The sequence below is a fragment of the Hydrogenophaga palleronii genome (assembly GCF_031457455.1).
GTDB classification, from domain to species: domain Bacteria; phylum Pseudomonadota; class Gammaproteobacteria; order Burkholderiales; family Burkholderiaceae_C; genus Hydrogenophaga; species Hydrogenophaga palleronii_A.
In genome coordinates this window covers 129274-155370 of the sequence record NZ_JAVDWU010000002.1, presented here as the reverse complement: position 1 = coordinate 155370, position 26097 = coordinate 129274, and the positions used below count along the sequence as shown (strand labels likewise).

Annotated in this window: 28 protein-coding genes and 1 pseudogene; 24 read left to right on the top strand and 5 right to left on the bottom strand. The window is 63.0% G+C overall.

From position 1 onward, the window contains the following. Position 1: 1 nt before the first annotated feature. From kdsA to J2W49_RS05300, 7 genes are all read left to right on the top strand, one after another. A complete protein-coding gene (gene kdsA / locus J2W49_RS05330; protein ID WP_310312594.1) occupies positions 2 to 856 on the top strand; it encodes a 3-deoxy-8-phosphooctulonate synthase in 855 nt (284 codons plus the stop codon). Positions 857 to 879: 23 nt separating this feature from the next. Further along, the gene (locus J2W49_RS05325; protein ID WP_310312591.1) at positions 880 to 1176 is read left to right on the top strand and encodes a DUF1330 domain-containing protein; all 297 of its coding nucleotides are present in this window, start codon (positions 880 to 882) and stop codon (positions 1174 to 1176) included. Further along, positions 1173 to 1394: a hypothetical protein gene (locus J2W49_RS05320; protein WP_310312589.1), complete on the top strand. Its 222-nt coding sequence runs from the start codon at positions 1173 to 1175 to the stop codon at positions 1392 to 1394. Before J2W49_RS05325 ends, J2W49_RS05320 begins: the two co-directional genes overlap by 4 nt. Positions 1395 to 1425: 31 nt before the next feature. Continuing rightward, positions 1426 to 2712: a phosphopyruvate hydratase gene (gene eno / locus J2W49_RS05315; RefSeq protein WP_310312587.1), complete on the top strand. Its 1287-nt coding sequence runs from the start codon at positions 1426 to 1428 to the stop codon at positions 2710 to 2712. Between the two features lie 136 nt (positions 2713 to 2848). Continuing rightward, on the top strand, positions 2849 to 3133 hold the full coding sequence (locus J2W49_RS05310; protein ID WP_310312584.1) for a septum formation initiator family protein: 285 nt from the start codon (positions 2849 to 2851) through the stop codon (positions 3131 to 3133). Further along, complete coding sequence (locus J2W49_RS05305) at positions 3130 to 3804, top strand: ATP-binding protein (RefSeq protein ID WP_310312582.1); 675 nt, start codon at positions 3130 to 3132, stop codon at positions 3802 to 3804. Before J2W49_RS05310 ends, J2W49_RS05305 begins: the two co-directional genes overlap by 4 nt. Before the next feature lie 2 nt (positions 3805 to 3806). Continuing rightward, a complete protein-coding gene (locus J2W49_RS05300; protein ID WP_310312579.1) occupies positions 3807 to 5075 on the top strand; it encodes an AGE family epimerase/isomerase in 1269 nt (422 codons plus the stop codon). Between the two features lie 58 nt (positions 5076 to 5133). On the opposite strand, the gene hslO is transcribed toward J2W49_RS05300, so the two are convergent. Next, positions 5134 to 6114 carry an Hsp33 family molecular chaperone HslO gene (gene hslO, locus J2W49_RS05295; protein WP_310312577.1) on the bottom strand — a complete coding sequence of 327 codons (981 nt, stop codon included), beginning with the start codon at positions 6112 to 6114 and terminating at the stop codon, positions 5134 to 5136. A gap of 36 nt (positions 6115 to 6150) precedes the next feature. Then, a complete protein-coding gene (locus tag J2W49_RS05290) occupies positions 6151 to 6675 on the bottom strand; it encodes a gamma carbonic anhydrase family protein (RefSeq protein ID WP_310312574.1) in 525 nt (174 codons plus the stop codon). A gap of 36 nt (positions 6676 to 6711) precedes the next feature. Between J2W49_RS05290 and J2W49_RS05285 the strand changes: the two genes are divergently transcribed. Continuing rightward, entirely contained in the window at positions 6712 to 7035 is a 324-nt protein-coding gene (locus J2W49_RS05285; RefSeq protein ID WP_310312571.1) for a DUF455 family protein, read from the top strand. 27 nt (positions 7036 to 7062) lie between these two features. Here the strand turns inward: J2W49_RS05285 and J2W49_RS05280 are convergent, their stop codons facing one another. Then, entirely contained in the window at positions 7063 to 7842 is a 780-nt protein-coding gene (locus tag J2W49_RS05280) for a ferritin-like domain-containing protein (protein ID WP_310312568.1), read from the bottom strand. A 63-nt stretch (positions 7843 to 7905) separates the two neighbouring features. Here J2W49_RS05280 and J2W49_RS05275 point away from each other — a divergent pair, with 63 nt between their 5' ends. From J2W49_RS05275 to dbpA, 5 genes and pseudogenes are all read left to right on the top strand, one after another. Further along, positions 7906 to 8061 carry a hypothetical protein gene (locus J2W49_RS05275; RefSeq protein ID WP_310312565.1) on the top strand — a complete coding sequence of 52 codons (156 nt, stop codon included), beginning with the start codon at positions 7906 to 7908 and terminating at the stop codon, positions 8059 to 8061. Positions 8062 to 8239: 178 nt separating this feature from the next. After that, positions 8240 to 8833 (top strand): annotated as a pseudogene (locus tag J2W49_RS05270) (ferritin-like domain-containing protein); the annotation flags it as partial. A gap of 63 nt (positions 8834 to 8896) precedes the next feature. Next, complete coding sequence (locus J2W49_RS05265; RefSeq protein ID WP_310312563.1) at positions 8897 to 9925, top strand: sensor histidine kinase; 1029 nt, start codon at positions 8897 to 8899, stop codon at positions 9923 to 9925. Continuing rightward, positions 9922 to 11409 carry a sensor histidine kinase gene (locus J2W49_RS05260; protein WP_310312559.1) on the top strand — a complete coding sequence of 496 codons (1488 nt, stop codon included), beginning with the start codon at positions 9922 to 9924 and terminating at the stop codon, positions 11407 to 11409. Before J2W49_RS05265 ends, J2W49_RS05260 begins: the two co-directional genes overlap by 4 nt. A gap of 49 nt (positions 11410 to 11458) precedes the next feature. Beyond that, positions 11459 to 12853: an ATP-dependent RNA helicase DbpA gene (gene dbpA, locus J2W49_RS05255; RefSeq protein ID WP_310312555.1), complete on the top strand. Its 1395-nt coding sequence runs from the start codon at positions 11459 to 11461 to the stop codon at positions 12851 to 12853. Between the two features lie 7 nt (positions 12854 to 12860). Here the strand turns inward: dbpA and J2W49_RS05250 are convergent, their stop codons facing one another. Further along, the gene (locus J2W49_RS05250; RefSeq protein ID WP_310312552.1) at positions 12861 to 13289 is read right to left on the bottom strand and encodes a VOC family protein; all 429 of its coding nucleotides are present in this window, start codon (positions 13287 to 13289) and stop codon (positions 12861 to 12863) included. A 159-nt stretch (positions 13290 to 13448) separates the two neighbouring features. Here J2W49_RS05250 and J2W49_RS05245 point away from each other — a divergent pair, with 159 nt between their 5' ends. From J2W49_RS05245 to J2W49_RS05230, 4 genes are read left to right on the top strand one after another with little or no spacing between them, the layout of a single operon-like run. Then, complete coding sequence (locus tag J2W49_RS05245) at positions 13449 to 14162, top strand: YebC/PmpR family DNA-binding transcriptional regulator (protein WP_310312548.1); 714 nt, start codon at positions 13449 to 13451, stop codon at positions 14160 to 14162. A gap of 32 nt (positions 14163 to 14194) precedes the next feature. Continuing rightward, complete coding sequence (locus J2W49_RS05240) at positions 14195 to 14449, top strand: DUF3297 family protein (RefSeq protein WP_304913384.1); 255 nt, start codon at positions 14195 to 14197, stop codon at positions 14447 to 14449. A 41-nt stretch (positions 14450 to 14490) separates the two neighbouring features. Continuing rightward, a complete protein-coding gene (locus J2W49_RS05235; RefSeq protein ID WP_310312544.1) occupies positions 14491 to 15063 on the top strand; it encodes a DUF1439 domain-containing protein in 573 nt (190 codons plus the stop codon). Between the two features lie 49 nt (positions 15064 to 15112). After that, positions 15113 to 15988: a PA4780 family RIO1-like protein kinase gene (locus J2W49_RS05230; RefSeq protein ID WP_310312541.1), complete on the top strand. Its 876-nt coding sequence runs from the start codon at positions 15113 to 15115 to the stop codon at positions 15986 to 15988. Positions 15989 to 15994: 6 nt separating this feature from the next. Here J2W49_RS05230 and xerD read toward each other — a convergent pair whose 3' ends face one another. Next, positions 15995 to 16948 carry a site-specific tyrosine recombinase XerD gene (gene xerD, locus J2W49_RS05225; RefSeq protein WP_310312539.1) on the bottom strand — a complete coding sequence of 318 codons (954 nt, stop codon included), beginning with the start codon at positions 16946 to 16948 and terminating at the stop codon, positions 15995 to 15997. Between the two features lie 170 nt (positions 16949 to 17118). Here xerD and J2W49_RS05220 point away from each other — a divergent pair, with 170 nt between their 5' ends. The 7 genes from J2W49_RS05220 to J2W49_RS05190 all read left to right on the top strand — a co-directional run bounded on the left by J2W49_RS05220 (position 17119) and on the right by J2W49_RS05190 (position 26072). After that, positions 17119 to 18078 carry a TAXI family TRAP transporter solute-binding subunit gene (locus tag J2W49_RS05220; RefSeq protein WP_310312537.1) on the top strand — a complete coding sequence of 320 codons (960 nt, stop codon included), beginning with the start codon at positions 17119 to 17121 and terminating at the stop codon, positions 18076 to 18078. A 168-nt stretch (positions 18079 to 18246) separates the two neighbouring features. Beyond that, positions 18247 to 20013 carry a sensor histidine kinase gene (locus J2W49_RS05215; RefSeq protein ID WP_310312534.1) on the top strand — a complete coding sequence of 589 codons (1767 nt, stop codon included), beginning with the start codon at positions 18247 to 18249 and terminating at the stop codon, positions 20011 to 20013. Further along, positions 19994 to 21313, top strand: coding sequence for a sigma-54-dependent transcriptional regulator (locus tag J2W49_RS05210; protein WP_310312532.1), 1320 nt, complete (start codon positions 19994 to 19996; stop codon positions 21311 to 21313). Before J2W49_RS05215 ends, J2W49_RS05210 begins: the two co-directional genes overlap by 20 nt. Before the next feature lie 200 nt (positions 21314 to 21513). Beyond that, on the top strand, positions 21514 to 22485 hold the full coding sequence (locus J2W49_RS05205; RefSeq protein WP_310312528.1) for a TAXI family TRAP transporter solute-binding subunit: 972 nt from the start codon (positions 21514 to 21516) through the stop codon (positions 22483 to 22485). 116 nt (positions 22486 to 22601) lie between these two features. Then, on the top strand, positions 22602 to 24668 hold the full coding sequence (locus J2W49_RS05200; protein ID WP_310312525.1) for a TRAP transporter permease: 2067 nt from the start codon (positions 22602 to 22604) through the stop codon (positions 24666 to 24668). 15 nt (positions 24669 to 24683) lie between these two features. After that, positions 24684 to 25106: a DUF1850 domain-containing protein gene (locus J2W49_RS05195; RefSeq protein ID WP_310312523.1), complete on the top strand. Its 423-nt coding sequence runs from the start codon at positions 24684 to 24686 to the stop codon at positions 25104 to 25106. A 45-nt stretch (positions 25107 to 25151) separates the two neighbouring features. After that, on the top strand, positions 25152 to 26072 hold the full coding sequence (locus J2W49_RS05190; RefSeq protein WP_310312522.1) for an AEC family transporter: 921 nt from the start codon (positions 25152 to 25154) through the stop codon (positions 26070 to 26072). Positions 26073 to 26097: the final 25 nt, after the last annotated feature.

Here is a 26097-nt window from a genome sequence, read left to right as displayed (position 1 = left end):
CATGAAACTCTGCGGCTTCGACGTCGGACTGGACCAGCCTTTCTTCCTGATCGCGGGCCCCTGCGTGATCGAGTCCGAACAGTTGCAGATGGATACGGCCGGCACCCTCAAGGAAATCACCGCCAGCCTGGGCATTCCCTTCATTTTCAAGAGCAGCTTTGACAAGGCCAACCGCAGCAGCGGCACCAGCTACCGTGGCCCGGGTCGCGACAAAGGGCTGGAGATCCTGGGCAAGATCAAGAAGGAACTGGGTGTGCCGGTGCTGACCGATGTGCACAGCGAAGAAGACATCGCCGACGCCTCGCGCGTGGTCGATGTGCTGCAGACGCCCGCCTTCCTGTGCCGCCAGACCGATTTCATCCGGGCTGTCGCTCAGAGCGGCAAGCCGGTGAATATCAAGAAGGGCCAGTTCCTTGCGCCGCACGACATGAAAAACGTGATCGACAAGGCGCGTGCTGCCGCGAAGGAAGCGGGCCTGAACGAAGACAACTTCATGGCCTGCGAGCGCGGCGCCAGCTTTGGCTACAACAACCTGGTGAGTGACATGCGCAGCCTGGCCATCATGCGCGAGACAGGTGCACCGGTGGTGTTTGACGCCACCCACAGCGTGCAACTGCCTGGTGGGCAAGGCACCAGCAGCGGTGGCCAGCGCGAAATGGTGCCGGTGCTCTCTCGTGCCGCGGTGGCCGTGGGCGTATCCGGGCTGTTCATGGAAACCCACCCAGACCCGGCCAAGGCCTTGAGCGACGGCCCCAATGCGGTGCCGCTCAAGCACATGAAGGCGCTGCTGGAGACGCTGGTCGCGCTCGACACCGTGGCCAAAAAGCATCCCTTTCTTGAAGACAGCTTCAACTGAAGCGCCTACCGGAACCCGAACCCATGGCAGCCGCGTACATCATTGTCAACATGCAGATCTCCGACATGGAGCAGTACAAGCAGTACATGGCCGACGCACCGGCCGCCGTGGCGGCCTTTGGCGGTGAGTACCTGGTGCGCGGCGGACGCTTCGAAACCCTGGAAGGCGACTGGCAACCGGCACGGCTGGCCATGTTGCGCTTCCCCAGCTTCGAGCAGGCCAAGGCCTTCTACGACAGTGAGCTGTACCGGCAGGCCCGCGCCAAGCGCGAAGGTGCCACCGATTTTTTCAACCTCGTCCTGGTGGAGGGCGTGCAATGAAGCGCCTGGCCGGCATGGGGTTAGGGGCAATTGGTTCCGCCCTGCTGGGTCTGTGGCTGGCGCTCCAGTACGCGACCCCTTTGCTGGACCGTTATGTGTGCCCGCCACCCGACGGACCCAATCTGTGCCTATTGGTGGGCACCATCGCCGCAGTCGTCGGCACGCCCATCGTCTTTGCCGCCGTAGCGTCCATTGTGGTGGCGCTCTGGCCATCTTGATCTTTTTGAACCTTCAAACAGGAAAACACACATGAGTGCAATTGTTGACATCGTTGGCCGCGAAATCCTGGACAGCCGGGGCAACCCCACCGTCGAATGCGACGTGCTGCTGGAAAGCGGCGTGATGGGCCGCGCGGCTGTGCCATCGGGCGCCTCCACCGGCTCGCGGGAAGCCATCGAACTGCGTGACGGCGACAAGTCCCGCTACCTGGGCAAGGGCGTGCTCAAGGCGGTAGAGAACATCAACACCGAAATCAGCGAAGCCGTGCTGGGCCTGGACGCGTCCGAACAGGCTTTCCTGGACAAGACCCTGATCGACCTCGACGGCACCGACAACAAGGGTCGCCTGGGCGCCAACGCCATGCTCGCCGTGTCCATGGCCGTGGCCCGTGCGGCGGCCGAAGAGGCCGGCCTGCCGCTGTACCGCTACTTCGGTGGCATGAGCGCGGTGCAAATGCCGGTGCCGATGATGAACATCATCAACGGTGGCGCACACGCCAACAACTCGCTGGACCTGCAGGAACTGATGATCATTCCTGTGGGCGCACCGAGCTTCCGCGAAGCCCTGCGCTGGGGTGCCGAGGTCTTCCACGCCCTCAAGGCCATCCTGCACGACAAGCACATCAGCACCGCCGTGGGCGACGAAGGGGGCTTTGCCCCTTCCGTGGAGAACCACGAAGCCGCTCTGCAGCTGATCCTGCAAGCCATCGACAAAGCCGGCTACACCGCCGGCGAACAGATCGCCCTGGGCCTGGACTGCGCCGCCAGCGAGTTCTACAAGGACGGCAAGTACGTGCTGGAAGGCGAAGGCGGCGTGTCCCTGAGCGCCGAGCAATGGACCGACATGCTGGCCACCTGGGTCGACAAGTTTCCCATCATCAGCATCGAAGACGGCATGGCCGAAGGCGACTGGGACGGCTGGAAGGTGCTCACCGAGCGCCTGGGAACAAAAGTGCAGCTGGTGGGCGACGACCTGTTCGTCACCAACACCAAGATCCTGAAAGAAGGCATCGACAAGTCAATTGCCAACTCGATCCTGATCAAGATCAACCAGATCGGCACCCTGACCGAAACGTTCGCCGCCATCGAAATGGCCAAACGCGCAGGCTACACCGCCGTGATCTCGCACCGCTCGGGCGAAACCGAAGACAGCACCATCTCCGATATCGCCGTGGGCACCAACGCTGGCCAGATCAAGACCGGTTCGCTCTCGCGCTCGGACCGCATGGCCAAGTACAACCAGCTGCTGCGCATCGAGGAAGACCTCGGCGAAGTGGCGGTGTACCCGGGCCGCGACGCTTTCTACAACTTAAAGTGATGGCGTCCCCCTGCGTCGCTCCGCGTCTTCCCCCCGAAGGGGGGACCACATCAGTGGCCCGGCAAAGCCGGTTCCACGATGTGTGCTGGACGGCGCTCCTGGCATTCGCTCAACCTGAGCGATAGACTCGCGCCATATGGGCCACCGCCTTATCCCTGCCCTGCTCCTCGGACTGCTGTTGGTGCTGCACGCGCAACTGTGGTTCGGACGGGGCAGTGTGCCGCAGGTGACGAGCCTGAAGCAGCAACTGCTCACACAGGAAAAAGAAAACCGCGAAGCGCAGTTGCGCAACGACCAGGTGGCCAACGAAGTGCGCGATCTGCAGGAAGGCCTGGGCATGGTCGAAGAACTGGCGCGGCACGACCTGGGCATGGTCAAGCCCAACGAAATCTTTGTTCAGTTCGCGCAGCGCGGGCAGTGACGCTGATCGTGACCCTGCTGGGTGGCGAGTCCACCGGCAAAACCTCGCTGGCCCGGTCGCTCCGACAGCACCTTGTTCAACACACGTCCCTGCACGCGATCTGTGTGCCGGAAAACCTGCGCCAGTGGTGCACGCTGGCGGGACGCGCGCCACAAGCGCATGAGCAGGCCGCGCTGGCCGTGGAGCAACACCACCTCATCGTGGCAGCCACCCAGGCCCAGCCTGCACCGGATGTGGTGATTGCCGACACCACGCCGCTGGTGATCGCGGCCTACAGCGAGCTGTACTTCAACGACAACACTTTGTGGCCCGGTGCCATTGCGCATCAGCGTGGCTACCACTTGCATCTGCTCATGGGCCTGGACCTGCCTTGGATGCCAGACGGACTTTTCAGGGAGAGTCCTGCGATCCGAGACGCGATTGACACCCTTCTTCGCCGCGAACTGCAGGCAGCAGGTCTGCCGTTTCAAACGGTCTATGGTCGGGGCGATGCGCGCCTGCACCAAGCCTTGTCGGTCATGGGCCCGCTGCTTGGATGCTCCCTGGTCGACAGCGACCCCACCCTGGCCCAAGGGCGGGTGACCTGGAACTGTGAAAAATGCAGCGACCCAGACTGCGAACACCGTCTCTTCACCGCCTTGCTCAAAAAAAACGCGCCCTTGAGGCATTGACCATGACGCCCCAACACCCGCTGCCCGACTTTCGCTCACCCGCCTTCCTGAAGGCGCATATCAGCGACTGCATGGCCTTCTATCACCCGCGCGCCTTCGACCCCAGCGGCGGCATGTTCCACTTCTTTCGCGACGACGGCACGGTGTACGACCCGCACACGCGTCACCTGGTGAGCAGCACTCGCTTCGTCTACACCTACGCCATGGCGGTGCGGAACGGCTTGGCTTCAGACGCCGGGCAACCTTCACACGCCCAAGGCCTGGCTCACGCTTTTGATTTCCTTCGCCGCGCTCACCGCGATGAATCGAGCGGCGGCTACGCCTGGCAGCTGAACTGGCGCGACGGCCAAAAAACAGTGACGGACGGAACGAACCACGCCTACGGCCTGGCCTTCGTGCTGCTGGCCCATGCACACGCCCACATGGCCGGCCTGCCCGAAGCACACGGCGGCATCGCAGAAACCTTCGAACTGCTGGAGCGGCACTTCTGGGAACCCGCGCACAGGCTGTACGCCGACGAGGCCACCGCAGACTGGCGCCTGAGCGGCTACCGCGGACAGAACGCCAACATGCACCTGTGCGAAGCCCTGCTGGCTGCCTTCGACGCCACGGGCGAGACCCGCTACCTGGACCGTGCACAAACCCTGGCCGACCACATCTGCATCCGGCAGGCTGCCCTGGCAGAAGGATTGGTGTGGGAGCACTACCGGGCCGATTGGTCGGTGGACTGGGACTACAACCGCCACGACAGCAGCAACATCTTCCGGCCCTGGGGTTTCCAGCCAGGGCACCTCACCGAATGGGCCAAGCTGCTGCTGTTGCTCAATGAGCGCCGCGCCAGAGCCGACCTTATTCCCCTGGCCCGCCATTTTTTCGACACGGCCATGGAGCGAGCCTGGGACCCGGTGCACGGGGGCCTGTTCTACGGCTTTGGTCCGGACGGTCAGGTTTGCGACGATCACAAGTACTTCTGGGTGCAGGCCGAATCACTGGCTGCCGCAGCACGTCTGGCAGCAGCCACTGATGAGTCAGCGTACTGGACGCACTACGACCGGCTCTGGGCCTACGCCTGGGCGCATTTTGTGGACCATGAACACGGCGCCTGGTGGCGTATCCTGCGCGCCGACAACAGCAAGATCAGCGATGAGAAGAGCCCGGCGGGCAAGGTGGACTACCACACCATGGGCGCCTGCTACGACATATTGGAAGTGATTGAGCAGCCCCCCTGCGCCGCTTCGCGTCTTCCCCCCGAAGGGGGACCACACCTCTGACCGGCAAAGCCGGATCTTCGGTGTGCCTGGATTGAGGCACGTCGCGCCGGAGAGGTGCTCAATGCACCCCTGGTGATCCGGGGGCTTGGCTTGCCGGTTGCAGGAACACTTGCGCTGCATCCACCGGGTCAAAGAGGTACTGTGCGCCACAGAAGTCACACCCCACTTCCACTTGACCTTGCTCGGCCAGGATGGATTCGATCTCTTCCTGGCCGAGGCTGCGCAGCATGCTGCCCACGCGTTCACGGGAGCAGGTGCAGGCAAAACGGGGGCCTTCGCCGCCGACCATGGGGTCGAAGTGGCGCACGTCTTCTTCCCAGAACAGACGGCGCAGGATGGTGTCGGCGTCCAGTTCCAGCAGCTCCTCGCGCTTGAGGCTGGCGGCCAGGATCGAAATGCGGTTGTAGTCTTCGTTCCTGCCGATCTCGTCTTCATCGCTGCGCATCACGCCACTGCCGGCGAGGTTGCCCTCGCCCTGCAGGGGCAGGCGCTGGATCAGCAAGCCGGCCGCAACTTTGTCGTTGGCTGCGAGCACCAGACGGGTGTCGAGCTGCTCACTTTGCAGCATGTAGTGCTCGATGACCTCGCTGAGCTTTTCCAGTTTTTCGCGCCGGTCGCCAAACAGCGGCACCACGCCTTGATAAGGCTGGCGGCCGGGAACGCGGTCCTTGGGGTCAAGCGTGATCGCGCAGCGGCCTTCGTTGTTCACATTGACCATGTGCGACAGCGGTGCATCGGTGGCCACCTCGCCCACCACCGTGGCAGTGGCGCGCAGGCTCAGGTCGGGCTGCACTTCGGCCACGGCCAGCTTCACCGGTCCGTCGCCCATGATCTGCATGATCAGTGCGCCTTCGAACTTGATGTTGGCCTGCATCAGCGTGGCCGCTGCGGTCATTTCGCCCAGCAATTCGGTCACTGCCGCCGGGTAGCCGCCGGCCTGCTCACGCCGGCGAAGGATGTCCTGCCAGGCATCGGTCAGGCGCACCAGCATGCCGCGCACCGGCAGGCCTTCAAACATGAATTTGTGGAGTTCGGACAAAACGGTCTTTCTAAATCAAGCTGAAGCAACTGGGGGTCAGCCGATCTTTTTCAAGCCGGCGCGGTAGCGTTGCGCGTTTTCGACATAGTGTTGTGCGCTGCGCCGCAAGCCTTCGATCTGCTCCGGTGTGAGCGTTTTCACCACTTTGGCGGGGCTGCCCATGATCATGCTGCCGTCCGGGAAGGTCTTGCCTTCCGTCACCAGCGACCCTGCGCCCACGAGGCAGTTCTTGCCGATGACCGACCCGTTGAGCACGGTGGCGCCAATGCCGATCAGCGATTCATCGCCGATGGTGCAGCCGTGCAGCATCACCATGTGGCCTATGGTGACGTTCTCGCCCACAGTCAGGGGGTAGCCGATGTCGGCATGCATCACACTGCCGTCCTGCACATTGCTGCCGCGCCCGACTGTGATGGTCTCGGTATCGCCCCGCAGCGTAGCGCCAAACCAGACACTGCTGTCCTCGGACAACACCACATTGCCCATCACCTGCGCGCTGTCGGCCACCCAGGCAGATTCGGCCATGCGCGGCGCAACACCATCGAGTTCGTAAATTGCCATGTGGGGTCTCCTGTCGCGAAACCTAGAATTGTAGGGATGCAAGCCATTTCCACGCCCGCTCCGGTTTCTCTGCGCACGGAGGCCCTGCGTGCGTTGTGCATGAAGGACCCGGGTGCGAAGGTGCTGGCCACCCATGTGCTGTTCGAAGCCATGCAGATGGGCAACACCACGCTGGACCCCTCCGCCCGCCTTGAACCCGAAGCCGGGGCCCTGCTGCCCGGCCGCCCCACGAAGCCCCACCTCATTGCCCCGACGGCGGGGCCCCAGCGCTCACCCTTCACTCCCGAAGGCCTGGCCGCGCTGCTGCACGCCGTCACCCACATCGAATTCAACGCCATCAACCTCGTTGTTAAAACCTAACCAAAAGAACTACATTAATTCTTTCGTTCAACCTTGTAGTGCTTTTAGTTCAACTTCACTGAAGCCAGCTTGTCTTCTGGCATCCAGATTGAACGGACCACGCAGTCTCGGGGCGTCGTACTTCTCGGCAAGTTCTGCGTAGGTCTGAACCGGATCAAGGTCCCGCTGTTCACATAGGTAGCCGAACCACCGGTTGCCGACAGCCACATGGCCGATCTCGTCACGCAGGATCACATCCAGAATCTCGCCAGCCCGCACATCACCCGCTTGGACAAGCTTCTTCTTGATCGGTGGTGACGCATCCAGCCCACGAGCCTCAAGGGTCCTGGGTACAAGCGCCAAGCGGGCTAGCAAGTCGTCCTTCGTTTTCTCAGCCATTTCCCACAGTCCGTTGTGCGCCGGGAAATCACCGTACTCGTAGCCCATCTGCCGAAGATGGTCCCGCAACAGCGAGAAGTGCAGTGCTTCTTCTTTGGCGATCTGTGCCCATTGGACATAGAACAGATCAGGCATACACGGAAAACGCCAAACGATGTCGCAAGCCAAATCGATTGCGTTCAGCTCAATATGACAGATGGCGTGAATAAGGGTTGCCCTACCCTCAAGCGTATGCACCGACCGCTGTTTAACTTCAGTCGGTGGCACAAGGATTGGTTTCGTTGGTCTGCCGGGGACAGCACCTTGCGCTTCTACGAGCTGGTCTGCGCTCACAGGCAAATTCAAATCAAGCGAAAGCCCTGCTTCTGCCTTGTCATCAGCCTGCGTCAGGCACAACGGTTCAAGCACCGCCTGTCTAAGTGTCGTCATGTCGCTGATCGTAGCGCTCAGATCCTTCACACCGGTCCCGACTTCGTCTATATTTGGCTCACTATGTCCATTCTGGAAGTCAGCCAAATTGCAGCCAACTATGCGTCCGTCGTCTCGATGGGGCTGACTGCCGTGGTTGTGATGGTCAGCATCCTGACCTACATGGATTGCTCACCTGCTTCAAAAAAAAGAAACCTGGTTGCCGTTTGGCAATCTTGAAATAGCGTGCTAAGCAAACAAGAAGGGCTGACATTCAATGTCAGCCCTTCTTGTTTCTGGATGCTCAGTCTGCGGCCTTGGTCTGAGCTGTGCCGCTCAGACCCTTCAACCAAAGGCCGACTCACAGATCGCTACAGGGCGTCGAGTCGGCCTTTTTACGGTACCTACATTAAAACCAGTCAACCTCGCGCTCGATGCGGTCTGGCGCTTTGCCGACATGCCGGCCACCTACTACAGCGACTGGATGTGCGTGGCCCATGAAGAGGCGATTCATTTCGGCCTGCTGCGCGAGCACCTGCAAAGCCTGAGCCACGACTACGGTGACTTCGCCGCCCACGATGGGCTGTGGGAAATGTGCGTGAAGACGCAGCACGATGTGACCGCGCGCATGGCGCTGGTGCCGCGCACGCTGGAAGCGCGAGGGCTCGATGCGACACCGCCGATGCAGGCGCGGCTGCGCAAGGTGGGCACGCCTGCAGCACTGCGTGCTGTGGAGATCCTCGACGTGATTCTGCGTGATGAGGTGGGTCATGTGGCCGTGGGCAACCGCTGGTATGCCTGGCTGTGTGAGCGGGAGAGCCTGAATCCGGTGGCCCACTACCGGACGCTTGCCCGTCGCCATGCGGCGCCGCGACTTCGCCCTCCATTCAACGAAGCGGCGCGCCTGGCTGCAGGCTTCATTGCGCAGGAAATACAAGAGCTTGGCATCTGCGATCAGACGCATCCCCCAATTGGGGGATGGCCTTCAGCGCTCTCCCCTAAAAGCACGTAAAGCTTTGTGTCTTTTCCCAGTATTTGCCTAAGATGTCATGCATAACCAAGAGGCGGACTGGGCATGACAGAGAGGCGGATCGAACTCGACAAGTTTCTGGGGGAGGCATTTGATCGCATCCCCGTGGCCATGATTGTGGTCAACCAACACGGTGCCATCACTCGACTGAACCAACTCGCCGAAACCACCTTCGGCTACACAAGCGCCGAACTCATCGGTCTGCCTGTAGAAACCTTGATCCCGGCCCGCTATCGGCACGCGCATCCCGGCTATCGCCAGGGGTTTCTGGCCGAAACCACCGCTCGGCCCATGGGGGCAGGTCGCGATCTGAGCGGGCTTCGAAGGGATGGCAGTGAGTTTCCTGTGGAGATCGGCATCAACCCGGTGCAGACCAACGAAGGGCCGATGATCCTTTCGGTGATCCTCGACCTGAGTGAGCGCAAACAGAGCGAGAAGCGGATCCAGGACGCACTGGCACAAAAAGAGCTGTTGCTGCGCGAGGTGCACCACAGGGTGAAGAACAACCTCCAGGTCATCCACAGCCTGCTGGACCTGCAAGCCCTCAAGTGTTCCGACAGCGAAATGGTGGGCATGCTGCGGGACAGCCAGAACCGGGTCCGCTCGATGTCGCTGATCCACCAGACGCTGTACCAGTCGCAGAACTTCGCGCAGGTGGATTTCCAGCGCTTCCTGGGGGAGCTGCTTCCCCGCCTGACTGAGGCGTATGGATCCATGTCGAGCCAGGTGGCAATCCACGTTCAGGCCAATGAGGTGAAGCTGCCCATCAACGAAGCCATTCCCTGTGGACTGATCGTCAATGAACTCGTGAGCAATGCACTCAAGCACGGGTTCTCCCAGCGCAGCCAAGGGACGATCCAGGTCGATATCCGACAGATGGAAGAGCAACATGTGCAACTGTCCATCACCGACGATGGCCAAGGCATTCCCGAAAGCCTGGACCTGCTACACACAGGTTCGTTGGGCCTGCAACTGGTGCACCTGCTCACGCGCCAGTTACACGGCCAGCTGGATATTCACCGAGCGAACCCGACGCGCTTCTCACTGCACTTCCAGCTGGGTGCTTCGATATGACCGTACCGACGAAGATCCTGATCGTGGAAGATGAAAGCATCGTCGCTTTCAACCTCCAGCAGCGGCTGGCGCAATTGGGCTACGACGTCCCGCACGTGGCGGTCTCGGGACAGCAAAGTCTGGACATTGTCTCGCGCTGTCAACCCGACTTGGTGCTGATGGACATCCACATTGAAGGCGCAATGGATGGCATCGAGGCGGCGGCACGACTCAATGAGACGAACCCGGTACCGGTGATCTACCTGACCGCCTATTCGGAAGACTCCACGCTGGAGCGAGCGCGCAAGACGAGGCCTTACGGCTACCTGATCAAGCCGTTCTCCGAGCGCGAACTGCATGCCACCATTCAGATGGCACTGGAGCGGCACGCAGTGGAAAAGGATCTGGCAGAAAATCGCCGCCTGCTGCAGCAAGCGCTGGATGCGGCCAGCATGGGCATCCTCGAACTCGACACGTCGACCAAGGCCATGACCATCAATGGCCGCACGGCAGAGTTGCTCGGGCGGCTTGGGGGACAGCCACTGTCCCTGGACGACTTTCTGGCCGGCATCGACGAAAAAGACCGCCCAGCCGTTGCCGCCCGCTTCCAGGAGGTCCTTGGACCACTCAAAAAATTCAGCGAGGAATTCCGGTTGATGACCAGCGAGCAACCCTTGCGCTGGATCAAGGTGGACGCCAGCGTGCTGCCTGGCGGACGCATCAGTGGCGTGTTGCAGGACATTTCAGAGCGAAAGCACACTGAATGGCACCTTAGAAAGCTCAACGAGAGCCTGGAAAGCCTGGTGAGCGAACGCACCATCGAACTGCGCGAAACCCTGCGTGAACTGGAAAGCTTCAGCTATTCGGTGGCGCACGATCTGCGCTCACCCATACGCGCCATTGCTGGGCTCAGCACCATGCTGCTGAACGAATACCGCGACAACCTGAACCCCGAAGCGGTGAAGCTGGTGGCCAGGATTTCTGCCAAGAGCACACAGATGGGCAACCTCATCGATGCCTTGCTCAATCTCTCCAGGCTGTCGAAGGTGACGCCCATTCGCACCGAGATCGACATGAGCGAATTGGCCAGCGAGATCATGGCCCAGCAAATGGAGACCGAGCCCGAACGGGTGGCTACCGTGTCCATTGCGCCTGGGTTGAAAGTCCGCGGCGACGCCACCCTGGTGCGCAGCGTGCTGGACAACCTGCTGCGCAACGCCTGGAAATTCAGTGCCAAGCGGGAGATCACACGCATTGAACTGGGCAGCCAACTGCAGGACTGGGAGGAGGTGTTCTTCCTCCGGGACAACGGCTGCGGCTTCAACATGGCCCTGGCAGACGACCTGTTCAGCCCTTTCCGACGCCTGCACAGCGACGCGGACTTCAATGGCACCGGCATCGGCCTGAGCATCGTGCAGCGCATCTTGGCGCGGCACGGTGGGCGCATCTGGGCTGAGGCCCAACCCGACAAGGGCGCCACCTTCTTCTTCACAATCCCGGACTGAGCACACCCACGCGTCAGATCTGAGAGACAGAGGCCGCTGATAATCGGGGATGACTTCCGCATCCCAGACCGCTTTCGGCACCCTCCCCCTCTCCCCTGCCATGCTGGCCAACCTGGAACAGCTGGGCTACCTTTCCATGACGGCCATCCAGGCAGCAGCCCTGCCGCCCGCGCTGCTGGGCAAGGACATCATTGCGCAGGCCAAGACCGGCAGCGGCAAGACCGCCGCCTTCGCCCTCACCCTGCTTGCGAATCTGAACCCGCGACGCTTCGCTGTGCAAACCCTGGTGTTGTGCCCCACCCGCGAACTGGCCGACCAGGTGACCACCGAAATCCGCCGCCTGGCGCGAGCCGAAGACAACATCAAGGTGGTCACACTGTGCGGCGGCGTGCCGCTGCGCGGACAGCTGGCGACACTGGAACACGGCGCGCACATCGTCGTGGGCACGCCAGGCCGCATCATGGATCACCTGGAACGCGGCAGCCTGCAACTCGATGCGCTCAACACCCTGGTGCTCGATGAGGCCGACCGCATGCTCGACATGGGATTTTTTGACGACATCGTGACGGTGGCCAAGCGCTGCCCCAAAACGCGCCAGACCCTGCTGTTCTCCGCTACTTATCCGGATGGCATTGCGAAACTGAGCGCTCAGTTCATGCGCGACCCCGTCACTGTGAAGGTGGAGGCGCAGCACGCCGGCGCACAGATCGAGCAACGCTGGTACGAAGTGGCCGAGAACGAGCGTCTGGATGCGGTCAGCAAGCTGCTGGCCCACTTCCGGCCTGAGAGCACGCTCGCGTTCTGCAACACCAAAGCCCAGTGCCGCGACCTGGTGGCCGTGCTGCAGGCACAGGGCATCAGCGCATTGGCGCTGTTCGGTGAGCTGGAGCAGCGCGAGCGAGACCAGGTGTTGGTGCGATTTGCCAACCGCAGTTGCTCGGTGCTGGTGGCCACCGATGTGGCCGCTAGAGGCCTGGACATCGCCAGCCTGGCCGCTGTGATCAATGTGGACGTGACCCCTGACGCCGAAGTGCACATCCACCGCATCGGCCGCACCGGTCGCGCCGGTGAAAGTGGTCTGGCCCTCAACCTGGCCAGCATGGACGAGATGGGCAGCGTGGGCAAGATCGAACAGATGCAGGGGCGCGAATCGAAGTGGCACCCTTTGAGTGAACTCAAGCCCGCCAGCAACGAACCACTGGTGCCGCCCATGGTCACGCTGCACATCCAGGGCGGTCGCAAGGAAAAGATCCGCCCCGGTGACGTGCTGGGCGCCCTCACCGCTGACCTGGGCTACACGCGCGAGCAGGTGGGCAAGATCAACGTGAACGAATGGTCAACCTACGTGGCCGTGAACCGCGACATCGCCCAGCAGGCCGCCAGCCGGCTCAGCGCCGGGCGCATCAAGGGCAAGAGCGTGAAGGTGCGGGTATTGGAAGACTGAAACGGGCTCAGAACGTGACCTTGACCGAAGGTGCACTTCGGGTGGCTTCGCCGTGGTACACGGCTTCGATGTTGTTGCCGTCGGGATCGATGACAAAAGCGCCGTAATAGCCCGGGTGGTACTTGCGCTCACCCGGCGCACCGTTGTCCTTGCCGCCCGCAGCGAGGGCCGCCTGGTGAAAGGCATCGACCATGGCCCGGTCTTGTGCCTGGAAAGCGATGTGATGCCGGCCGGTGAGTTCGCCATTGGCGGCTTCGCTGTCGGCCGTGGAAACAAAAAGTTCGTCGGCCCAGAAGTAGTTTTCGCCGCTGCCGCCCATGGGTATCTTCAAGACTTTGAACACCGCTTCATAAAAAGCCCGGCTTGCAGGGAGGTCCTTCACAACAAGCTGGATGTGGTCGATCAGGCGACCTCGATGCAGTTCCTGTGTTTCCATGGCTATGGTCCCGTTCTGGAAAGGTTGAAACAGGTCACTGATCCTAAGGGACGCTCCCACTAAACTCTGTGCGACAGCGCTCGTAAAAAACTGAAAGCCCTGTCTCGGACCGCTGCATGATGCAGGCCGGCCGAGCCAATCAACCTGAAGGAACACGCCATGGGCGCGCAATGGAAAGCCAAACACAAAGACCTCGCCGCCAACGCCAAGGGCCGGCTGTTCGGCAAACTGGCCAAGGACATCATGATCGCCGCGCGTCACGGGGCCGATCCGGCGGCGAATTCGCGGCTGCGGCTGGTGGTGGAGCAGGCACGCAAGGTGTCCATGCCCAAGGACACGCTGGACCGTGCCATCAAGAAAGGGGCAGGCCTCACGGGCGAAGCGGTGCACTTCGAGCATGTGATGTACGAAGGCTTCGCCCCACACCGGGTGCCGGTGATGGTGGAGTGCCTGACCGACAACGTGAACCGCGCGGCCTCGGAGATGCGTGTGCTGTTCCGCAAGGGGCAGTTGGGCACTTCGGGTTCGGTGGCTTGGGACTTTGACCACGTGGGCCTGATCGAGGCCGAAACGCAAAAACCCGAGACCGACCCCGAGCTGGCCGCGATTGAAGCAGGAGCGCAGGATTTTGAGGCCTCCGACGAAGACGGCGTCACGCTTTTCCTGACGGATCCGGCCGATCTGGACCTGGTGAGCAAGGCGCTGCCCGCACAAGGCTTTACCGTGCTGTCTTCCAAACTGGGTTACCGTCCCAAAAACCCGGTCGACCCTGCCAGCCTGAGTGCCGAACAACTGGAGGAGGTGGAAAGCTTTCTTGCGGCGCTGGACGCCAACGAAGACGTGCAGAACGTGTTCGCCGGGCTCGGCGGGTAAATTCCACACCCGAACTCACCGACAATGGCGCCATGAGCGACACCCTGAAACCCACCCAACCTCCCCTGCCCGACCGCCTGTCCATCGATCCGCGCAGCCCGCACCATGTGGCTGCTGTGTTCGAACACGACATCGGCATCCGCTTCAACGACAACGAACGCTTCGACGTGGCCGAGTACTGCATCAGCGAACGCTGGGTCAAGGTACCGGCTGGCAAGACACTGGATCGCAAAGGGCAGCCCTTGATGATCGTGCTCAAGGGCAAGGTCGAGGTGTTCTACAAGTAAGGCATCCGGTGCCCTCCTGCATGCCAACGAAAGCACATTGAATGCATCGCCGATTGTTTGCAGCTTCGCTTGGCGCCATGGCATGGAGTGCGCCGGGCTGGGCCGGTTCGCAAGACGCTGAAGTGTCCTCCCCGTCCGGCTACACCGTGCCCGAAGCCTTGCTTCAACAATCGGTGGCGCGGCGCTTTCCGCTGCGTTACCCCGTGCCAGGGCTGCTGAATCTGGACGTGCAGGTGCCGCGCCTGCGGCTATTGCCCGATCAGAACCGCCTGGGTGCCGACATGGAGGTGATCGCTGCCGGACCTGCACTGAATCGCACCCATCGCGGTACCTTCGACCTGAATTTCGCGCTGCGCTACGAGGCCAGCGACCGCAGCGTGCGCGCGCACCAGTTGCGCTTCAATCGCCTGCGCTTTCCCACCCTGCAGCCCAGCGTGGTAGACCTGCTCAACACCTATGCGCCCATGCTGGCCGAACAGTCCTTGATGGAGGTGGTGGTGCACCAACTGAGTCCGAAAGATCTGGCCATGGCCGATGCACTCAACATGCAGCCGGGCAGCATCACCGTGAGCGATCAGGGACTGGTGATTGGCCTGGTCCTGAAGCCACTGTGAAAAACTGCGCCAGCAATGTCGCAACGCGCCCTGGCGCAGAATCTCCCGCATGAAAGCACCACCCAGACTGCAAACCCTGATTGACGAGGGCCTGATCGACACCGTGGTGCGCCAGCTCATGAGCGGCAAGGAAGCCACGGTGTACGTGGTGCGCTGCGGCAACGAAACCCGCTGCGCCAAGATCTACAAGGAAGCACACAACCGCAGCTTCCGGCAGGCGGTGGACTACACCGAAAACCGCAAGGTGAAGAACACGCGGCAGGCGCGCGCCATGGCCAAGGGTACCCGCTTCGGCCGTGAAGCCCAGGAAGCGGCCTGGCAGAGCGCTGAGGTGGACGCGCTCTACCGCCTGGCAGCGGCGGGCGTGCGCGTGCCACAGCCCTACACCTTTCTGGATGGCGTGCTGCTGATGGAACTGGTCAGTGACGCCGAAGGCGACGCAGCGCCACGCCTGAACGACGTGGTCTTCACACCCGAGGCCGCCAGAGCCCACCACACTTCGCTGATCAGCGAAGTGGTGCGCATGCTGTGCGCAGGGGTCATCCACGGCGACTTGTCGGAATTCAACATCTTGCTGGCGCATTCGGATGAGCCGGGCGTGACCCACGTGCCGGTGATCATCGACCTGCCTCAGGCAGTGGATGCCGCCGGCAACAACCACGCCCAGCGCATGCTGCTGCGCGATGTGAACAACCTGCGCGACTTTTTCGGGCGCTTTGCACCTGAGCTGCTGCACACCCGCTACGGGCCCGAAATCTGGTCGCTGTACCAGAGCGGCCTGCTGTCCACCGACACAGTGTTGACCGGCCGTTTCGAGCAGAAGCAGCAGCGAGTGGACATGGAGGGCGTGTTGCGCGAGATCGATGACGCGCGGGACGAATACGCCGCGCGGCGCGAGCGGCTGCTGGCGGCTGCACGGAACTGAGCCTTTTTATCCCCTGGGGTGGTGCTGCGCCACGATGGCCTTGAGGCGTTCGCGCGCCACGTGGGTGTAGATAGTGGTGGTGGAAATGTCGGCATGCCCCAGCAGCATCTGCACGGCGCGCAGATCGGCCCCGTGATTGAGCAGGTGCGTGGCGAACGCATGGCGCAGGGTGTGAGGCGACAGCGGCACGGTGATGCCGGCCTGCAGCGCGTATTTCTTCACCAGCGACCAGAACATCACCCGGCTCATGGCCTCGCCCGCGCGCGAACCGCGTGCGGTCACGAACAAGTCTTCGCTCTGCAAACCACCCAGGATCTCACCCCGCCCCTGGCCCATGTACCGCTGAAGCCACTGGCCCGCGATCTGGCCGAACGGCACCAGGCGCTCCTTGTTGCCTTTACCAGTGATGCGCAACACGTGCTCGTTCATGCCCACATGCCAGTTCTTTAGCGTGACGAGTTCGCTCACCCGGAGGCCACTCGCGTACATCAGCTCCAGCATGGCCCGGTCACGCAGGCCCAGCGGCGTGCCGGTGTCCGGCGCGTTCAGCAAGGCCTCCACCTGCGCTTCCGACAGCGTCTTCGGCACGCGCATGGGCTGGCGGGCGGCACTCAGGCGAAGCGTGGGATCCTTGCTCAGCAAGCGTTCGCGCAGCGCCCAGAGAAAGTAGCGCTTGAACACCGTGAGACGCCGGTTCGCGGTGGTGGCGCGGGTCTGGGCATGGCGATCCGCGAAGTAACCGTTCAGATCGGCCTCTGTGGCCTCCATGAGCGCCTTGCCTTGCCCACCCAGCCACTGCCCCAGCAGCACCAGGTCGCGGCGGTAGGCATCCAGCGTATTGCGCGACAAACCCTCTTCCAGCCACAACGCGTCCACAAAGGCCTCGGCGCTCGCCTGGCTGCGCAGGGACTCGGGACCGGGAACCGGAGAGGACGGTGGCTTGGATTCGTGAGAAGGCATGCTTGGCCGCGTTCAAGGAAACAAAAATACCCGGCTCGAAAAGGGCTGGCAGGGCCTGTGCGGATGGGGGAAAACCCGCCCCCCGGGGTACGCATTTACCGGGTGTGCCCTGGAATTGAATTGGGTTATTCTGCCCTTTTGCCCTCATCACCAAAACAGGAGACTCGTCCATGCGTTGGATTCACAAAATCGGTCTGGGACTCAGCGTGGCAGCCGCCATTGCATCGGGCGCGGCCGTGGCCCAGCAACAGCAGTTCATCAACGTGCTCACGGGTGGCCAGAGTGGCGTCTACTACCCGCTGGGTGTGGCCCTCTCCCAGATCTTTGCCAAAGACATCCCCAACGTGCGCTCCACCGCCCAGGTCACCCGCGCCTCGGCCGAGAACCTCAACCTCCTGCAGGCCGGTCGCGGTGAGCTCGCCCTGACCCTGGCCGATGCCCTCTCCGACGCCTGGAAAGGCAATGCCGAAGCCGGCTTCGCCAACAAGCTCGACAAGCTGCGCGGCCTCTCCGCCACCTACAACAACTACATCCAGATCGTCGCCAGCGAAGACTCCGGCATCAAGACCCTGGCCGACCTCAAGGGCAAGCGCGTCTCGGTGGGCGCGGCCAAGTCGGGCACCGAGCTCAACGCTCGCGCCATTCTGAAGGCCGCTGGCCTGAGCTACGGCGATCTGGCCAAGGTCGAGTACCTGCCCTTTGGCGAGTCGGTCGAGCTCATGAAGAACCGCCAGCTCGACGCCACCCTGCAGTCCGCCGGTTTGGGCGTGGCCTCCATCCGCGACCTCTCCACCGCGGTCAAGATCGTGGTGGTCTCCGTGCCTGCCGACGTGGTGACCAAGGTCGGTGACCCGGCCTACCAGCCCGCCGTCATTCCGGCCAACACCTACACCGGCCAGACCGTGGACATCCCCACTGCGGCCATCCCCAACTTCCTGGTCACCCACAGTGGCGTCTCCGACGATGTGGCCTACCGCATGGCCAAGGCCATGTACGACAACATCGACACGCTGTACGCCGCCCACAACGCGGCCAAGTCCATCAAGCGCGACAACGCCATCAAGGGCATGCCCGTCCCCCTGCACCCGGGCGCCGAGCGCTACTACAAGGAAATCGGACTGGTCAAATAAACGCCTCCGGCCTGCCTCTCGCGAGGCGCCTGTCGAGCCCGATCTGCCGATCGGCAAGCGGCCTCCAGCTTCTGCTAGGGGCCGTCTTTTTTTTGGGTCCATCCAAGCCCTATGCCATCCATCGCGCTACCGTCACCTCCTGAACAGGCACCATGGTCCCGCCGGCCCATGAGGCGCCCCTGGCTGGGCCTCGCATCGATCATCGTCCTGCTGATGGTGACGGTGTGGCTCGCCTTCGTCTGGTTCCATCAGGTAGCCTTGCGCGAAGCGGGGGCAGAGGGCAATGCGGCGATCCAGCGCCTTGGGCGCGACCTGCTTGTTTCAGTAGAAAAATTCGAGCACCTGCCCTACCTGGTGGGCGCAGAACAGATGCTGACGCAGGCCCTGCAATCGCCCGACGACTCTGCCCGCATTGCCAACGCCAACCGCTACCTGGTGTTCGCCCAGAAGCGCACCGACGTGGCGGCGGTGTACCTGATGGACACCGAGGGCCAGACCCTGGCCGCCAGCAACTGGGACACGCCGGCCAGCTTCGTCGGACGCAATTACCGCTTCCGCCCCTACTTCCAGGATGCGCTCAAAGGCGGTACCGGCAGGTTCTATGCGGTGGGCGCCACCACCGGTGAACCGGGCTTCTTCATCGCCGCACCGATCCTGGCCGCGTCCCGGGTCATCGGCGTCGTTGCGGTCAAGATCGACCTGAACGCCTTCGAAGACAAGTGGCGCGCCGAAGGTCTGCAACTGGCGCTCGCGGACGAAAAAGGCGTGCTTTTCCTGACCACCGAACATGCATGGCGCTACCGCAGCCTCTACCCGCTGGCGACTTCCGTGTTGACTCAATTGCACGAGACCTTGCAATACGGCAACCTGACGCCTGACAAGCTGATCGAACGTGTGGGCACCGCCCCGGGGCCTCAGGTTCAGGCCATGAAGGTCGGCGGTGTGCCCTACCTGGTTCAGGGGCACGCCCTCGACCGCTTTGGCTGGCAACTGCTGCTGTTCTCCGACCCGGCCAAGCCGCGTGCCCGCGGGCTGCTCGCGGCCGAGCTGGTCGGCATGGCGCTGACCCTGTTGCTGCTGCTCATGGCACTGGTGTGGCAGTACCGGCGCCGCATGGCCGAGCGCCAGGCCTCCATGCGTGAACGCGCACAGGTGGTGGCCGAGCTGGAGCAACGCATCGCCACCCGCACCGCTGAGCTCACCGCCGCCAACGACGCGGCGGTGCAGACCGGCAAGCTCGCCCTGCTGGGCCAGATGGCCGCCGGCATCAGCCACGAGATTTCGCAACCCTTGACGGCACTGCGCACACTCGCCGACAACGCCAGCAAATTCCTGGAGCGGCAGGACGCCGGCAATGCGGGCAACAACCTTCGCCTCATCGGTGAGCTGTGCACGCGCATGGGCAGCATCGTGGGCGAACTCAAGGCCTTTGCACGCAAGGAGCCGGCGCGCTTGCAACCGGTTTCGCTCAAACATGTGATCGGCAGTTCACTGATGCTGATCGAGCCCATGCGGCATGCCACCGGCACGCGCATCGTCAGCGACGACATCGATCGGCAGGTGATGGGCGACCCGATCCGTCTGGAGCAGGTGCTGGTGAATCTGCTGCGCAATGGCATCGATGCCATGGAGGCACAGCGCGAAAAAGAGATCGAAATTCGCGTGCAAGACACCGAAGATGGCCATGTTTGCGTCTCGGTACAGGATCGCGGACCCGGCCTCAGCCCCGACGTGCAGCAACACCTGTTCGAACCCTTTTTCACCACCAAACCCAGCGGCAAAGGGCTGGGCCTGGGCCTGGCATTGTCCAAGGCCATCGTTCGTGAAATGGGCGGACGCATCAATGCCACCAACACCCATCCCGGTGCAAGGTTCGACCTGATCCTGCAACCCGCACCCACCACGCCTCATCCCCATGCAAGTCCTGTTGATTGAAGACGATCCGACCGTGATGCTGGGCGCCGTACAGGCGTTTCAGCTCGCAGACATTCCGGTGGCCCAGGCCACCACGGTCGAGGCCGCCCTGCAGCTCTGCGCCCGCGAATGCCCGGCCGCCGTGCTGAGCGACGTCTGCCTGCCGGACGAAGACGGATTCGAGCTGCTCAAGCGTGTGCGCGCGCTCGACGCCGAAGTGCCGGTGATCCTCATGACGGGGCACGGCGACATCCGCATGGCGGTGGAAGCCATGCATCTGGGGGCCTACGACTTTCTTGAGAAGCCGTTTTCTTCCGAGCGGTTGGTCGACGTGATGCGCCGCGCCCTGGAAAAACGGCGCCTGGTGCTCGACAACCGCCGCCTGCAGGCCTTGGTGGCTTCCCGGCATGAACACGGCCTGGTGGGCCAGACACCCGGCATGATCGAGGCGCAGCGGCGCATTGCGGCGCTGGCACCCACGCAGGTCGACGTGCTCGTGCGCGGTGAAACCGGCACCGGCAAGGAGGTGGTGGCCCGGGCCATCCACGAAGCGTCGGGACGCACCGGCCCTTTTGTGGCGGTCAACTGCGGTGCGCTGCCCGAGTCGATCTTCGAGAGCGAAATGTTCGGCCACGAAGCCGGCGCCTTCACCGGTGCGTCGCGCAGGCGCGTGGGCAAGCTCGAATACGCCAGGGGCGGCACAGTGTTTCTCGACGAGATCGAAAGCCTGCCCATGACACAGCAGGTGAAGCTGCTGCGGGTGCTGCAGGAACGCGCCATCGAACGCCTCGGCGGTAATCAAAGCCACCGCATCGATTGCCGCTTTGTTGCAGCAGCGAAGGAAGATCTCAAAGCGTTGTCGGATGCCGGTCAGTTCCGCGCCGATCTCTACTACCGCCTGCATGTGGCCAGCATCGAGCTGCCACCCTTGCGCGAACGGCGCGACGACATTCCCCTGCTCATGGCGCACTGCCTGCGCCTGTCGGCTGAGCGCTACCAGACCGAACCCCCTCAGCTCTCACCCCCCCAGATGGCGCAATGGATGGCGCACCCCTGGCCTGGCAACGTGCGCGAACTGCGCAATGTGGCCGACCGACTGTGCCTGGGCCTGGAGCCGGAAGCGCACGTTCCCGCCGAGGCGGGGCCGGTTGCATCGTCGCTGAGCCAGCAGGTGGATGGCTTTGAACGGCAGTTGCTGGTGCATGCCCTGACGAACTGCCAGGGCAGCGTGGCCGCAGCGGCGGAACACCTGCAGGTACCGCGCAAGACGCTGTACGACAAGCTGGCGCGGCACGCGATCGATCCGGCCGATTACCGATGAACAAGGCAAACCGACACCGCTGTGCGGATATCCGCACAACACCGCTTCAGCGATTCTGGATAGCCGCACACGCGAAGCTCCCTTTCGTAACAAAATCAAGCACTTGGGCGAAGCCAGAAGTTGGCAAGCAAGTTGCTCACAGGAACACGACCCCGCGACCGACGGTGGCGAGGTTGCATCAACCCTCAACTGGAGACAACATGAAAAAATTACGAGCCTTCACGACCGCTTGCGCCCTGGTGGTCGCCTCAAGCGCCGCCCTGATCACCGGCACGGCCGTGGCCCAGCAACAGCAGTTCATCAACGTGCTCACGGGTGGCCAGAGTGGCGTCTACTACCCGCTGGGTGTGGCCCTCTCCCAGATCTTTGCCAAAGACATCCCCAACGTGCGCTCCACCGCCCAGGTCACCCGCGCCTCGGCCGAGAACCTCAACCTCCTGCAGGCCGGTCGCGGTGAGCTCGCCCTGACCCTGGCCGATGCCCTCTCCGACGCCTGGAAAGGCAATGCCGAAGCCGGCTTCGCCAACAAGCTCGACAAGCTGCGCGGCCTCTCCGCCACCTACAACAACTACATCCAGATCGTCGCCAGCGAAGACTCCGGCATCAAGACCCTGGCCGACCTCAAGGGCAAGCGCGTCTCGGTGGGCGCGGCCAAGTCGGGCACCGAGCTCAACGCTCGCGCCATTCTGAAGGCCGCTGGCCTGAGCTACGGCGATCTGGCCAAGGTCGAGTACCTGCCCTTTGGCGAGTCGGTCGAGCTCATGAAGAACCGCCAGCTCGACGCCACCCTGCAGTCCGCCGGTTTGGGCGTGGCCTCCATCCGCGACCTCTCCACCGCGGTCAAGATCGTGGTGGTCTCCGTGCCTGCCGACGTGGTGACCAAGGTCGGTGACCCGGCCTACCAGCCCGCCGTCATTCCGGCCAACACCTACACCGGCCAGACCGTGGACATCCCCACTGCGGCCATCCCCAACTTCCTGGTCACCCACAGTGGCGTCTCCGACGATGTGGCCTACCGCATGGCCAAGGCCATGTACGACAACATCGACACGCTGTACGCCGCCCACAACGCGGCCAAGTCCATCAAGCGCGACAACGCCATCAAGGGCATGCCCGTCCCCCTGCACCCGGGCGCCGAGCGCTATTACAAGGAAGTGGGCCTCATCAAGTGATGGCACGCTGAAACCAGGGGGCGATGAACGCCCCCTGAGAGACTCAGGCGCCACTCCCCGGCGCACGGGAAGCGGCCCTAAGCTGGACCGCTTCCCTTCCCAGACCCGAGGTTTCCATGAACGAAAAAAGCAGAGACAACACCCCGAGCAGCGCCCCCACCGGCACACCGGACGAGCACCCCAGCGAGCTCACTGGCGCCATCTTCTGGGTGGCCATCCTTTTCTCCGCCTTCCAGATCTGGATGGCGGCTTTTCACCCGTTTTCCAGCCAGGTGATCCGTGCGCTGCACGTGGGTTTTGTGCTGCTCATGATCTTTGCCCTCTTCCCACCCATGGGTGGGCGCCACATGGGCTGGCGCACGCTGGGCTGGCTGCTTGGCGGGATCGGCTTTGCCACCGGCCTGTACCAGTTGGTCTTTGAAGCCGACCTGACCCTGCGCGCCGGTGAGCTCACCCAGGCCGACTGGGTGGTGGGCGTGATTGCCGTGGCGCTGGTGTTTGAAGCCGCGCGGCGCGTGATGGGCTGGGGACTGCCGCTGATCTGCCTGATCTTCCTGGTCTACGCCGTGTTCGGCCAGCACCTGCCCGGAAACCTCGCGCACCGCGGTTACGGCCTCGACCAGATCGTGGGGCAGCTTGGCATGGGACTCGAAGGCATCTACGGCACCCCGACCTACGTGTCGTCGACCTACATCTTTCTGTTCATTCTGTTCGGCGCCTTCCTTGAACAGGCAGGCATGATCCGCCTGTTCAACGACTTCGCCATGGGCACCGTGGGCCACACGCGCGGCGGGCCGGCCAAGGTGTCGGTGATTTCATCCGGCCTGATGGGCACCATCAACGGCTCGGGCGTGGCCAACGTGGTCACCACCGGCCAGTTCACCATCCCGCTCATGAAACGCTTCGGCTACAGCCCCGCGTTTGCAGGCGGCGTGGAAGCCACTTCCAGCATGGGCGGGCAGATCATGCCGCCCGTGATGGGCGCGGTAGCGTTCATCATGGCCGAGACCATCAACGTGCCCTACCTGTCCATCGTGCAGGCGGCCGTCATTCCAGCCATCCTCTACTTCGTGACCGCGTTCTGGATGGTGCATCTGGAAGCCGGCCGCAAGAACCTGACCGGCCTGGCCAAGGAAGACTGCCCCAACCCGTGGACCGCCGTGCGTGAGCGCTGGTACCTGCTGATTCCGCTGGCCGGCCTGGTGGCGCTGCTGTTCTCGGGCTACACACCACTGTTCTCCGGCACCGTGGGCCTGGCACTGACCATCATTCTCATCTTCGGTGCGGCGGTCATGACCGGCGTCAAGGGCAATGCGCTGCGTGGTCTGTTCTGGGTGCTGCTGGGTCTGGCCTGTGCAGGCTTCATTGAATTCGGCGTGATCACCTTCTTCGTGATCACGGCGGTGCTGTTGACGATCACCTTCGTTCGCAAGGTGGGTGGCGATGCGCGCCAACTGGCGGTGCGCGCGCTCGTTGAAGGCGCTCGCCATGCGCTGCCGGTCGCCATCGCCTGTGCGCTGGTGGGTGTGATCATCGGCGTGATCAACCTCACCGGTGTGGCCGCAGAGCTCGGTGGCTACATCATTGCGGTCGGTCGGGAAAGCCTGTTCCTGGCGCTACTGCTCACCATGTTCACCTGCCTGATCCTGGGCATGGGCATCCCCACCATCCCGAACTACATCATCACGAGCTCGCTGGCCGCGCCGGTGCTGCTGGAACTGGGCGTTCCGCTGATCGTCTCGCACATGTTCGTGTTCTATTTCGGCATCATGGCCGACCTGACTCCGCCGGTGGCGCTGGCGTGTTTTGCTGCAGCGCCGATTGCGCGAGAAACCGGGCTCAAGATCAGCATGCAGGCCATCCGCGTGGCCATTGCCGGTTTCATCGTGCCCTTCATGGCGGTCTACAGCCCGGCACTCATGCTGCAGTCGGGCGACTGGATGGACACGCTCTGGGTCGTGTTCAAGGCCCTGGTGGCCATCAGCATGTGGGGCGCCGGTGCCATTGGCTACCTGTTTGGCCGCCTGAACGTGGTGGAACGCGTCGTGGCTGTGGTCTCGGCCAGCTTCCTGGTGGTGGCGTTGCCTCTGACCGATGAGATCGGACTGGGAGCGGTGGCCGTGTTCGTGGCATGGCACTACTGGCGCACCCGTCAGCAGCGCACGCTCAGCACAGCGCGCTGAAAAGCAGGCCGTCAGGTGGCAGGCTTGGGCGTGTGTCTGGTGCTGGTGGCCATGGGCCCCACGCCCGGCCACGCGCCCGCCTTCGTGGCCACTGATCACTTCACGCTGGCCTGGACCCACTCCATTGAAAAGGTGCGCTGGGAAGAAGACTACGCCGTGCTCAGGCCATCCACGCCCGGTGCCCTGCCCGTGCTGCACGCGACCGAAGCGAGAGTCAAAGGTTCTGCCGCCGGCATGGAGCCACCGCCTGATGCGGTGCTCCAGAACGGGTGGTTCCAATACAAACCCACGCAGCGTTTCCCTTTGGCGCTGCGCCTGAGCCGCTCCGAGTTCGTTCCGGATTACGAGTTGTGCATGAACGGCACCTGCTGGCCGCTGTCGCACTGGCTGCCGTCCGATGGCGGTGTGACGCTGCTCACAGCTTGCCAGGCACCCTGATGACCTTCTTCTGAGGGGCATACGCCGCCCCGTTATGCTCACCCGGTGAACTTCGCCCAACTCCTATTCCCCGACTTTTCCCTCATCCTCTGCGGCTACCTGGTGTGCCGCTTCACGGCGCTCAACCGCAAGGTGTGGGAACAGGTCGAGAGCCTGGTGTATTTCTTCCTGTTCCCGGTGCTGCTGTTCCACAGCATCGTGAAAAGTCCGCTGGACCTGGGTGCAGCCTCCAGCCTGATGGGCGCCGGCCTTTCGCTGGGCGTGTGCGCCATTGCTCTTTCATATTCGCTGCCTCACTGGCCCTGGATCGGCAAACGGCTGGACGTACGCCTGCACGCTGCCAGCGCACAGGTGGGCTTCCGGTTCAACTCCTTCATCGCGCTGGCCTTGGCCGAAAAAGTTGCAGGACCACAAGGCCTGCTGATGATCGCCGTGCTGATCGGCGTTTGCGTGCCACTGTTCAACGTGGGCGCGGTCTGGCCCATGGCCCGCCACGCCAACCGGGGCTTCCTGCGCGAGCTGCTGCGCAACCCCCTGATCATCGGCACCGTCACGGGTCTCACCGCCAATCTGCTGGGTTTCTCCATGCCCGTGTGGCTGGAGCCCACGGTCAACCGCATCGGTCAGGCGTCGCTGGCCCTGGGCCTGATGGCCGCTGGCGCGGGCATGCAGTTCGGCATGCTGGCCAGTGCCAAGACCCTGGGGGCCCTGGTGCTGTCGGTCAAGCACCTGGGCATGCCCCTGATGGCGCTGGGCCTGTCGCTGCTGTTCCGGCTGGACCCGACCCAGATCACCATCCTGCTGATGTTCTCGGCCGTGCCCACCGCCTCCAGCTGTTACGTGCTGGCCGCGCGCATGGGCTACAACGGCCCATATGTGGCCGGGCTGGTCACTTTGTCCACGCTGCTGGGCATGTTGAGTCTGCCCTTGGCGCTCGGCGTTCTCAGACCGCTGGCGGGTGCATGATGGAGACCGTTGTTCAATTCTGAAG